This is a genomic window from Chloroflexota bacterium (assembly GCA_013152435.1).
Classification (GTDB): domain Bacteria; phylum Chloroflexota; class Anaerolineae; order DUEN01; family DUEN01; genus DUEN01.
Genome location: JAADGJ010000096.1, coordinates 22,546 through 33,808 on the forward strand (window position 1 = coordinate 22,546; position 11,263 = coordinate 33,808).

Below are 11,263 nucleotides of genomic sequence, written 5' to 3' on the forward strand. Positions count from 1 at the left end.
GTATCCAGGATGGTGGGAACGCCGCGCTCCCCGCTGTATTTCCACCGAAAAGATACACTGCCAGCCTGCGGTCCGCGCTCAAGGCGTCACCCGGATCACCAGGAAGAGGGGACGCTGCGTACGCTCCCGGATCACCTGCTCCACCACCACGCGATACCCGGCCTCACGCGCCATCGCCTCCAACGCCTCCCGCCGCCCCCGGAAGACGGTATCCTCCGGGGCGTGGAGGATATAGAGCGTCTCCGGCCGATCCAGATAAAGCGCCACTCGATCCGCAAAGCCCGGATCGGGCGCGTCCAGACGCTCATATCCGAACAGCTCCACGGGGTTGACGCGCCCGGCGGTCAGAAACTCCACAGGGGCATCCATCCCCCAATCCAACGCCACCACAGGACGACCCGGCCGCTGATCCAGATAGTCCGCCAGCCGGTAGATCGCATCGGAATGCGCGCTGTGGCCGCCGCTGATGGATAGCGCACGGTGGTAGCGCGCATCCACGCCCACGGAGCCCGCGACCCAGCTCAAAACCAACGCCATCGCCACGATCGTCCCAACGCGCCCGGCCGTCCGCGCCGCCACGCCGGCCGCCAGCCCGGCGGTCAACATCAGGAACGGCAGCAGGGTCGCGTAGTGGGTGACGAACAGGTCGGACACGGTGAACGCGCTCTGGGCCACGTAGAAGGCGACGAACGCCATCGCTCCGATCAGCGACATCAGCATCGCAGGCCGACGCGAGGGATACACCCCCCAGGCGACGATGGCTAACGCCACCAGCGCCGCCAGCAACCAGGGCGCCGTCCGGTTGGATGCCACCGCGCCCAGATACCAGAAGTGCTCCCCGCGCAGCAGCACGCCCACCTGCGCCGCCCGGTGCGCCACATTGTGCAGAAAGTCGGCGTTTTGAACCCCGTAATAGGAGCGATCCAGATTGGAGAAGATGGAGATCAGGGTGCCACCCGTCTGCAGGTTAAAGATCCACAGAGGGAGCCCCCCCAACAGGAACGCGCCGAGGCCGACCACCGGCCCGATCCGGCGCCGAGGTGTCTCAGGAGGAGAAGGGAGAAGCCCACGCCGCTGCGCCCCAACGGCGGCCAGCGCAACCACCAGCCCGCCCCCGATGACCCAGACGAACAGCAGCTTGGCCCATAAGCCCAGGCCACAGAGCCCGCCCAACACCGCCCAATCCACCGGACGCCCACGTCGGGCAACCCGCAGGGACGCCCCGGCCGCGGCGACCGCCAGCAATGCCGTGATATTGGTGACAAAGATCCCCTGTCGGCTCCAGAAGACGAACGAGGGATCGACGGCCAGCAGTAAGGCAGCCACCCCGGCCGCCACGGGCCCACCCAGCCGCCCGGCCAGCCGATACGTCAGGAGGAGCGTCAGCGCGGCCGTCAGGACGGGCAACAGCCGCAGCGACACCACACGGATTCCCCCCGCCGCCAGGAACGGGAGGGCCAGATAGACGTTGAGCGCGCCGATGTAGTCCTGGACCATGAGGGGAAACGCCTGGCCCGCGATGCGTATGGCCGCCCCCCGAAAGGCCTCGACGGGCTGGCCCAGCAACAACTGCATCGCGTTCACGCCCGCCTCACGCGCCTCATCATAGTGGAGGCCGGGCAGGGAAAGGTGATAAAGGGAGAGGCCGAGGAAGAGGCACAACGGGATCAGGAAGCCGATCCGCCGCAAGATCAGGGGGCGAACGAAGTGAGAGGGGGGAACGGTTGAGAACGAAGGAGGGGTCTCAGCGGGCAATCACTCCCACCTCCGATACCATGCTCTGATAATTCCATCCCGAGGCGTAGATGCGAATGGAGTTCAGCCGGGCGGGGCGCGTCTCCTGGAGAAGATCGATCAGGTTCGGCGACTCATAGGGATACCACACGTAGGCCGGAATCTTCTCCCCGTTGATGATGGGCCAGTTGCTATCCGGGTCCGGATCACGGTAATAGAAGCCGTGGACCCACTCCAGCTGTTTGCCGTAGATATCCGTGTAGCTGAGGCGCACCATCACCGGGAACTCGGAGCTCAGATAGCCGCCGCCCGGGAGCGACTGATGGATCAGCCGCACGTCCAGCCGCACGCTCAAATAGTCGTAGTCCAGCACGTCCTTGTCCAGCGTCTGCTCGATCCAGGCCTCCGTATGCACGCCCTCCTCGGCCTGGCGGGAGAAATAGACCGCGCGCCGCCCGCCGACGTCCACCACCTCCACGGTAGCTGGGGCGACGTTCGGCGTGTGCTGGTACGTCCCCACCTGCCAGGTCGTCTCCAACGGCTCCTCGAAATTGCCGTTCCGCACCAGGTTGCGGGCGGCCGGCAGCGGCTCGGAGGGGGGAGCCCCAGAGCGGAACACAGTCCGCTCGCCCGTCTGCACCACCATCGTCGCGCCGCCGGAGCGAACGGTGGCCTTCCCCGTGCGCGCCGTCACCTGCGACTCGTCCTGATCGACCTCGATGGAAAAGCTGCCACGGGTCAGGTCCACAGAGCCATGAGGGGTATACACCCGGACGATCAGCGCACGGCTGAGAGGCTGCAGGTTGAGGATCCGCACCTGGCCGCGGTGCAGCTCCAACTCCACCTGATACGGTTCCCGGCTACGCCGGAACCGGGGCTGCCGAGCTCGATGCACCGTCAGCTCGGTCTGGCTGTAAAGCTGCACCGTGCTCAGAGCGCCTTCCGGCTCGTCCGGCTCCTCGATGGTCAGGATCGCCCGGGCATCCCCCGTGCGGATCGTGTCCCCCTCCCGGATCTCCCGGGAGGACTCCACCGCGGTGGGCTCGCGCGCGCCCGGTGCCACCACCAACACCGTGCCGGAATCCGCCAACACATCCACACGAGCCGGCTCAGGCTCCGTGGAGTAGAGGACGAACCAGCGGATCCCCAACGGAACGGAGGTTACCAGAACGCAGAAAAGGAGAAAGGCGGTGATCAGGACCGTCCACGCCAGCCGCTCGGGATTGGCGCGCAGGCCTCGACGGCTCGCCCAGGACGGCGGCGCATCGATTTGGTCCGCCAAGGGGGCCCCCTGTGCGCCATGCAGCTGCTGCGCCGGGGTCGACTCCACGGCGGGTGACGCCGGCCTCGATCGGCCCACTGGACCGCTCACCAAAATCTCACCTCAAATCCGTGATACTGCCCCGTGTAGGGGCCCCAGATCACGTTCACACGTTGTACCCGGGCCGACGACGGTCCCCGCCGTACGGCCTCCAACAAGCGCTCCAATGCAGCACGCGGCCCCTCGGCCTCCAGCTCCACACTGCCATCCCGCCGATTGCGCACCCAACCGCTGACGCCCAATCGACGCGCCACGCTTTGCACGAAATACCGGAACCCCACACCCTGCACTCGCCCGTACACCTCCACCCGCACCCTGGCCAGGGATTCCGGATCCTGGACATCGTGCCGATCGGTCATCCTCACTCCACCGTCCAGAGCATCCAGCGAGTGCGAGTGCGCCGATCCAACCGATGAAGGCCGGCGGCGCGCACGATCTCCTCCGCCTGCCGGACCTCCTCAGGCGTGACCGGCCGATCCAACGGCGGAAATTCCTCCGCTCGATAGGCCGGGCGATACTGCCCCATGACGTTGATATAGGTATGAGGAGAGATCTCCTCCGCCAGGAAGCGTGCGATCTCCGCCGTCCCCGCCAGCCCCCCGGGCAACACCAGATGCCGGACGAGCAGGCCTCGCCGGGCCACCCCTCGCTCGTCGATCACGAGATCGCCCACCTGACGATGCATCTCCTTGACAGCAGCGCGGTTGACTTTTGGGTAATCCGGCACGCCGGACAGGCGACGTGCGACGGCTTCGTCCGCATACTTCATGTCCGGCATGTAGATATCGACCACGCCATCCAGCAGCCGCAACGCCTCCAGCGAGTCGTATCCGCCCGTGTTGTAGACGATCGGGATGCACAACCCGGCCTCGGCGGCGATCACCAATGCCCCCAGGATCTGAGGCACGACATGGCTGGGAGATACCAGGTTGACGTTATGACATCCCTGCGCCTGCAGGTCCAACATCATGGCCGCCAGCTCTTCCTCGGTGACCTCCCGGCCCTCCCCGAGCTGGCTGATCTCATAGTTCTGGCAGAAACGGCAGCGCAGATTACACCACGAGAAGAAGATCGTCCCCGAGCCGCGCCAGCCACGCAGGCAATCCTCCTCACCGAAATGGGCGAAATAGCTGGAGACGACCGCCCGCTCGCCTGTGCGGCAGGACCCCCATTGCCCGGCCAGGCGGTCCACATGGCAATGTCGGGCACACCCCACGCAGTCCCGCAACATCTCACGGGCCTGCTCCGCCCGCCGCTTCAGCTCTCCCGACGCCAACAACGCTCGATAAGCGGGCTCATGTGCGGCGGTCATTGAACATCACCTGCCTACTCGTCACAACGCTCCGCGGGGGCATCCGGTTCCCCGCTGGCCCCCTCATCCCCCACATCAGCGGGGCGCTGCGCTCGCTGGATGCGATCCAGCCAATAGCGGGCGTCCCGATCCCCGGGATTGATCTCCAGCGCGCGCCAGAAATGCGCCGCCGCCCGCTCCAGCTCCCCGCGCTCTTTGTAGATCAGGCCCAGGTTGTAGTTCACGTTCGGCGTCCGGGGATCGACCAGCAGCGCCCGCTCGAACGCGGCGATGGCCTTGTCCTGCATCTCTCGGCTGGACAGCTCCAGCCGGCCGAGATAGGCCGCCGCCAGATTGACCCACACCATGGAGTTATCCGGCTCTCGCTCCGAAGCGGCCTCCAGCACAGGTACCGCCTTAGAGAACTTTCCCTGCATCACATACGCGCCGCCCAGGTTGATGGCCACGGCCACATCCTCCGGGGCGAGCAGATAGGCCTCCTCGAGCACCGCGGCCGCTTCCCCAGGGCGCCGACTGCTCAGCAAGCGCGCCCCCTGATTCAGCAGCTCTCGCACCCGCAGCGCGCGCTCCCGCTCGGCGCCCTCACCAGCCGTCCGCTCATCCGGCCCCTGGACGGCAGCAGGCTCCTCAGGGACGTCGTTTTCCCGCTTCTTCCGATCCATCGCCTCCTCGCTCACCCTCCGACCTGCTCCAGCTCGTCCTCCTCCGGGATGTTGTGCAGCAGTTCGTACTCAGCCAGGGTGGGCGTGAAGAACTCGACCGCGTAGGACTCCGGCACCCCCATGGGCTGGCTGACCTCCGACAGGAGCGCTTCCACCAACGCTCGCCGCTGGGCTGCCGGGATATGCTCGGCCACATCTCGCCAGAGGAGCAACGTGCCGTACATCCCCTCGGCCGTGAAATGCAGATCGAGCTTCCCCACGCTCATGGGCTCCAAGGACGCGTCCAGTCGATCGAGATCGAAGAGAGCGTACTGCTCCGAATAGGGCGTGCGGACCAACCGCTTCAGTTTGAGGTTCATACGGCCACTCCCCGATCTACCACTCGTCTTCTATGTCCTCGTCTATGAAATCCCAGAACGCCGCGTCGTCGATGTCCTCGGATTCCTCATCGTCCTCGTCCAGATCGTAGATGGGGAACCGCAGCACATCCTCGCCGAAGGCCAGCTCCTCCAGGGCCTCCTCTGCGGCGTCACGGATGGCCTCCACCTCGCTCTCGACATGCGCCAGGAGGATGCGTCGCGCCTCGGGGCCGCCGATCCGTCCCAGGGCCCACAAAGCCGCCAGACGCACCTCGATGTCCTCATCCTCGACCAGCCGGGCCAGACCGGGGACGGCCTCACGCAGCTCGAGCTCGCCGCACGCCCGGGCGGCCTCAAAGCGCATGGCCGGCTGATCGCTATTCAGCTCGGCCATCACCACGCGCCGCCAATACCGATCGGCACTGCGCCCCATGGCGAATACGGCGCTGATGCGCATGAGATCGTCCTCGTCGTAGTAGGCGTTCCGGATGATATCGCGAATGCCGAACTCACCGGAGTACGCCACAGCCTCCACGGCGCGGCGCCGGACCTCCACCGATTCCTCAGGCGTATGAATGGCGGCCAACAGCGCCTTCTCCGCCACCATCGCCAACGCCGCCTCGATCTCCCCCAGCTCGCCCAGCAGAACGAATCGACCCAGCGCGGTGGCTGCGGCCGCGCGCACCGCCTCGCTCGCGTCCTCCCGCAGCATACGGGCCAGGGGGCTGATCAGGTTCACGTCCTCGTCCTCCCACAGCCCCTCGATCGCCTGCACGCGCACCTCGGGGTCCGGATCCCCCAGCAGCCAGCGGAAGATCGGATGATAGTAGAGCTCCACGCGCTCCTCGGCCAGCTCCACCAGGTTTCGAGCGACCCACCTCCGACGCTCCGTCGGCAGATCATCCCACACGGCCTGAAAGCGCAGGAGTTCCTCCCTTCCCAGATCAGACAGACTGAATAAGGTGGAGAGTTTCGGACGTCTCTCTACATCCGCCAGATGCGCCAACACCGTATCGATATCGAGTTTTGTCTTCACAGCCATCTCTACCAGCGAACGAAATATTTTCTCGGTCCTTCAGCCCGGCATTCCACCGACGATCCGACCGCCCCCGATTCAACTCCAGGTAAAGCCCCAAATGGCACTGCGCGGGCTGCGAGGCACCCGCTCAATGATACGCCCGTCGGCATCGCGACGAATCTGCTCCACCTGCACGTACCAACGGAAGGAACGCCCCATCTCCTGAGGCGCCAGCGCCTGAAAGGCCCCCGGCACCCGCCAGCCAGTGCCCTGTACGGTATCCTCGTAGAACCAGGTGATCTGCTCCGGCGCCACCAGGAACCCCAGATGCACCACATACACCTCGCCCGGCTGTAGCGGCCCCACATCCTCCCAACGCAGCTCGATAAACGCCTTCTCCCCGCCGGAGAAGGGCGTGCCATCGGCCGGGCTCAGAGGCTGCGGCGCCGGATACACCAGCGCCACCGTCGGCGTGGGCGTGGGCGTCGGCACCGGCGTGGGCGTGGGCGTACGGGTAGGCAGGGGCATCCCCGAGGTCGGGATGAGCAGCTGCTGGTTGACCCGCAGCCGGCTGGTATCCTCAATGCCGTTCAGCTGGGCCAACGCCTCCACGGTCACGCCGAACCGACGGGCGATCGCGCTGAGCGTATCGCCGGGAACCACCACGTACACCAACTCCTCCGGCTGGGGCGTGGGCGTAGGCTCCTCTTCCCCCTGCGGGATGATCAGTTGCTGCCCCACCCGCAGCTGGGCATCTTCCTCGATGTGGTTGGCCCGGGCCAGCGCCTGCGCAGAGACCCCAAAGCGACGAGCGATCGTGCTCAGGGAATCGCCCGGGGCCACCACGTACAGGTTCTCCGCCTCCACCGTCGACGTGCTCACAACCGTCACCGTCAGCGCCGCCGTCGGCGTAAGCGTCGGCGTCTCCGTGGCCGTCACGGTAAAGGTCGGGGTCGGCGGCTCCGGCGTCGGCGTATCCGTCGGCCTGGGGGTCGGCGTACGATCCTGGTAGGCCACCTGCTCCTCCGACGGCGGCGTCGTCGCCAGCGGCGTCCGCGTCGCCACCTCCGTCGCGGGCGTCTCCAGGGCGATCGCGGACTCCAGCGTCGGCAACGCCGTCGCCATCCACGCCGTCAGGCCCTCCTCCGGCACCCACGCGAGCAGGGTCGTCCGGACCGAAGGCAGGGCGATCAGCCCGACCACGACCAGCAGGATGATCGCCAGCGCACCGCCCCACACGATCCGGGAGAGGCCCTCCGGTCGCCGCTCCCGCCCGCAGTTCGGGCACAACGTCAGCTCGGCGGAGAAGCGATGCCCGCAGTAACGGCACCGCACCTGTCGCGGCCTGGCACGCAGGTTAGCCCCACAAACGGGACAAACCGCCAGGCCTCGATGGATCTCCGCACCACATCGGCTACATTCCATGACCCCACCCGGCCTCGCAAAACCCACCTATCGCCTGCAACAAAAGAGCGAAACCAACGGCTTCGCTCCTATGAAGTGAGCACGAGATCCTACAGCCCTACAATCCCGGCCCCACCCAATCGATCTGAGGGACTCCCCGAATGATGTCCTGATACGTGATCAAAATCATCAGGGTGAAGAGCAACACCATGCCGATCAGGTGAACCAGGCCCTCTTTCTCGGGATCGATCCGACGTCCCCGAATCGCCTCGATCACCACGAACAGGAGACGTCCCCCATCCAGCGCCGGGAGCGGCAACAGGTTGGTCACCGCCAACGCCGCGCTGAAGATGGCCACAAGCTGCAGAATCGGGAACGCCATCCCGGTGGCGACGGAGACCTCCACCGCCCCGCCGGTCAACTGAGCGATCCCCAACGGGCCAATGGGACGAGCGGCCTCCATCGGGATCAATCCGCGCAACAGCAAAATGGGCAACATCAGCGTCATGAAGATGAAGGAGCCGGTCATCGCCAGGCCCTGAAGGAACGCCTGCCCCAAAGGCAGCCGCCGAAACTCGGAGGCCGAATGGATGGCCACCCCCATGGGCCCCTCGCCCTCCGGCGGGTTCACCCGGGGCGTGACCGTGACCCGGACCATCTCCCCATCCCGGCGCACTTCCAACTCCACGGGCTCCCCGAGATGCTCTTTGACGAGCTGAACCAGATCGGCCGGCGTCTCAACCGGTTGATCCGCGACGGCGAGGATCACATCCCCCGGCTGCAATCCGGCGGCCTCCGCAGGAGACCCGGGGGCGACGGCCGTCACCGCAGCGCCCGGCGCCAGCAAGGGTCGCCCCAACAGGAACGAGGCCGTGAACAGGACCACGGAGAGGAGCAGGTTCATCCCGGGCCCGGCCAGCAACACGGCCGCTCGCACCCGCTTCGGCTGAGCGGAGAAGCTCCCCGGCCCCTCCGCCACATCCTCCCCGCGCATACGCACGAAGCCGCCAAAGGGGATGGCATTCAGCGTATACGCAACCCCATTTCGCTCGAACAGCACGGCCAGTCGCGGCGGGTATCCAAGCCCAAACTCCTCCACCACAATGCCGCTGCGCCGGGCGACAATGAAATGACCGAACTCGTGCACCAGCACCAGCACGCTCAGGACAACAAAGAAAGAGACCGCCGTGACAAGCATCCTTTATCCTCGCAGAAACTCCCGCACAGGCCGAGGCCTTCATTCGACCATGCGATCATCGCCCAGCCTTTATCCAGTGTGAGGATTATACCTAGTTTCAATGGGCGTGGCAAACCCCGGGTTTCCGCAACCATCCGACGAGGGGTATATCCCTGGGCGTAACCCGACAGAAAGTTGTGCCTCGCGTCGTTCCACGACCGGATCCCAACCCTGCGGAATCCACACTCGACGGCCCTCATCCTCTCAGAGCGCGTCTGAGCAATGCCGTTGCCTCTGCCGTGGGGAGACCCCAAGGGGCCCGCCCCTCCGGAAAAAGCCGTTCTCCCACCTTCGACCTACCCGGCCTCGGCCCGGGTCCTTCGGGAAGGGCCGAGAAAGGGAGGTGCAGGCCGGACAAGAGAAGTTTCCGTGGAGGGAGGGCTCAACCGTTACGCCGCATGACACACCACCGTGCCCCTACGCACGGCGGCCAGGAAAAAATAGGGACCAGAGGCTTTTCGACCTCTGGCCCCCTGAACGTGACGATCGTAGGTGACTCACTCCTCAGATCTCAGGCGGGTGCCGGCCGGATACGTCGCATCGCTCAGGACTCCGGCGACGTGCCCAGGCGTCTCTCCGCCGATCAAATGCACCTCCAACCCCGGCATGGCCTGCACCAACCCGGCCATGATGCACACCTTGCTGGCCATCCCCCCGGTCACATCGGCGCCAAACGCCTCGCCCAGCCCCGCGTGGCCGGACAGGACCTCCTGCGGGGTGAGCTCCGGGATGCGTCGAGCATCGGGGTTACGCAGCGGGTCGGCTGTGAAGACGCCGTCCACCCGCCCCACCAGCACGATCCGGGCCGGCCGCAGGATGGGCGCCAGGAACGCGAACAGCTCCTCCGTGGAGGCGATGGTCCCCCCACGCACCTCGTCCAGTGCGACATCTCCATAGATCAGGGGCACCAGCCCGACGGACAGCGCCCGTTCGATGGGCTCCCACCCCAACGCGATCAGCCGGCCGTCCCGGCAGAGCGCCGTCGCCGAAGGCTGGATCGACCATACGGGCAGCCCGGCCGCCAGCATCTGATCCGTCACGATCCGGTTCAGCCGCGCCGCGGCGGCCGCCGTCTCCGCGAACCCCCGCCAGCCCTCCGCACCGCGCACGCCCGCACGCGTGCCATAACGCTTCCCCACCACATGTCCAAAGGATCCGCTGCCATGCCCCAACAGCAGTCGCAAATCGGGCCGCTCCGCTCGCGCCTGGGCCAACTCCTCAGCCAGGCGGGCGATGACATCGACCCGGGCCGTGGACGGGCGCGTCTTATCCGTGATCAGCGAGCCGCCCAGCTTCACGAAGACGAGCTCGCCCGCTCCCATCACACCCCCTTCGCGGGCCAGACCCACACCTCGCCGTCTTGCACCCGCACGCGATCCCCGGTATGAATGCGGGAGATGTCCACCCGATCCACCATGGGGATATCCGCGATGATGGCCCCCACCGCCACAATCGCCTCGCTCTCCCGATTGACGATGGCCACCGGAGCATGTCCACTCCGCTGCAAGCGCAGGATGGTGTACGAGCCGACGGTGCTCCCCTTGCCCGATGGGAACACGAGCACACGTCCGGCCACGCTCTGTCCCTGCAACGGATGCCCCGGCTCGATCACGATCCCCGTGTCCGGATCCACCCCGCCCAGGAAGCCGATCGGCTCCGGCGAGACCAGGGCGATCCCCTCGGCCCGTCCCGGCCGGATCACCCGCCCGCGCAGCCGGATGGCCTCTCCCTCAGCCATGGGCGCGCTCCCAGGCGATCCGGACCGCCTCCAACAACGCCGACTCCTCCTCGGGCTGGACCGTGCGGGGATCCAACCACACCTGCTCCTCCACGACGCGAGCCACCACAGGCGGGTCCCCCTCGCGCAGCGCCCGCCCCAGCGCCTCCGCCGATCGCGGCGTCAGCACCACGGCGGTGGAGGGCAACGTCTCACCGGGCAGGGAGCCGCCTCCCACGGCCGAGCGCGTCGCGGCGATCGCAGCCTCCACCCCCTGCGCTCGTAACGCCTCCGCCCAGGTTCGGGCCCGGCGCTCCAGAGCCTCCGGCCTCGCCGCGATCATGCGCCACACGGGGATCTCCCGCTCCGCTTCCCCCCGCAGGTAGTGCAATAGCGTGGCTTGAAGCCCGGCCAGGGTGGTCTTGTCCACGCGCAGCGCCCGCGCCAGAGGATGGCGGCGCAACGCACGCACCCATCGCTCCCGCCCCACGATGATCCC

The 11,263-nt window shown here is 66.8% G+C and carries 12 protein-coding genes; all 12 read right to left on the bottom strand.

Translation table 11 applies throughout. The annotated features are described in order from the left end of the window. Positions 1-78: 78 nt before the first annotated feature. Positions 79-1,755, bottom strand: coding sequence for a hypothetical protein (locus tag GXP39_13745; protein NOZ29095.1), 1,677 nt, complete (start codon positions 1,753-1,755; stop codon positions 79-81). Continuing rightward, entirely contained in the window at positions 1,745-3,016 is a 1,272-nt protein-coding gene (locus GXP39_13750; protein NOZ29096.1) for a FecR domain-containing protein, read from the bottom strand. The genes GXP39_13745 and GXP39_13750 overlap by 11 nt, the downstream gene beginning before the upstream one ends. 86 nt (positions 3,017-3,102) lie before the next feature. Beyond that, positions 3,103-3,414, bottom strand: a complete 312-nt coding sequence (locus GXP39_13755; GenBank protein ID NOZ29097.1) for an acylphosphatase — start codon at positions 3,412-3,414, stop codon at positions 3,103-3,105. 2 nt (positions 3,415-3,416) lie between these two features. Beyond that, on the bottom strand, positions 3,417-4,367 hold the full coding sequence (locus GXP39_13760) for a radical SAM protein (GenBank protein ID NOZ29098.1): 951 nt from the start codon (positions 4,365-4,367) through the stop codon (positions 3,417-3,419). A gap of 14 nt (positions 4,368-4,381) precedes the next feature. Continuing rightward, entirely contained in the window at positions 4,382-5,029 is a 648-nt protein-coding gene (locus tag GXP39_13765) for a tetratricopeptide repeat protein (protein ID NOZ29099.1), read from the bottom strand. An 11-nt stretch (positions 5,030-5,040) separates the two neighbouring features. Beyond that, positions 5,041-5,388, bottom strand: a complete 348-nt coding sequence (locus GXP39_13770) for a hypothetical protein (protein ID NOZ29100.1) — start codon at positions 5,386-5,388, stop codon at positions 5,041-5,043. Positions 5,389-5,404: 16 nt separating this feature from the next. Then, complete coding sequence (locus GXP39_13775) at positions 5,405-6,424, bottom strand: HEAT repeat domain-containing protein (protein ID NOZ29101.1); 1,020 nt, start codon at positions 6,422-6,424, stop codon at positions 5,405-5,407. A gap of 78 nt (positions 6,425-6,502) precedes the next feature. Further along, positions 6,503-7,831 (bottom strand): LysM peptidoglycan-binding domain-containing protein, encoded by a 1,329-nt coding sequence (locus GXP39_13780; GenBank protein ID NOZ29102.1) that lies wholly within the window; start codon positions 7,829-7,831, stop codon positions 6,503-6,505. A 97-nt stretch (positions 7,832-7,928) separates the two neighbouring features. Continuing rightward, complete coding sequence (locus GXP39_13785; GenBank protein NOZ29103.1) at positions 7,929-9,008, bottom strand: site-2 protease family protein; 1,080 nt, start codon at positions 9,006-9,008, stop codon at positions 7,929-7,931. A 536-nt stretch (positions 9,009-9,544) separates the two neighbouring features. Next, a complete protein-coding gene (locus GXP39_13790) occupies positions 9,545-10,369 on the bottom strand; it encodes an isopentenyl phosphate kinase family protein (protein NOZ29104.1) in 825 nt (274 codons plus the stop codon). Continuing rightward, positions 10,369-10,767 carry a DUF126 domain-containing protein gene (locus GXP39_13795; GenBank protein ID NOZ29105.1) on the bottom strand — a complete coding sequence of 133 codons (399 nt, stop codon included), beginning with the start codon at positions 10,765-10,767 and terminating at the stop codon, positions 10,369-10,371. The genes GXP39_13790 and GXP39_13795 overlap by 1 nt, the downstream gene beginning before the upstream one ends. A gap of 10 nt (positions 10,768-10,777) precedes the next feature. Further along, positions 10,778-11,263, bottom strand: a 486-nt coding sequence (locus tag GXP39_13800) for an L-seryl-tRNA(Sec) selenium transferase (GenBank protein ID NOZ29106.1), incomplete at its 5' end; no start/stop codon positions are given.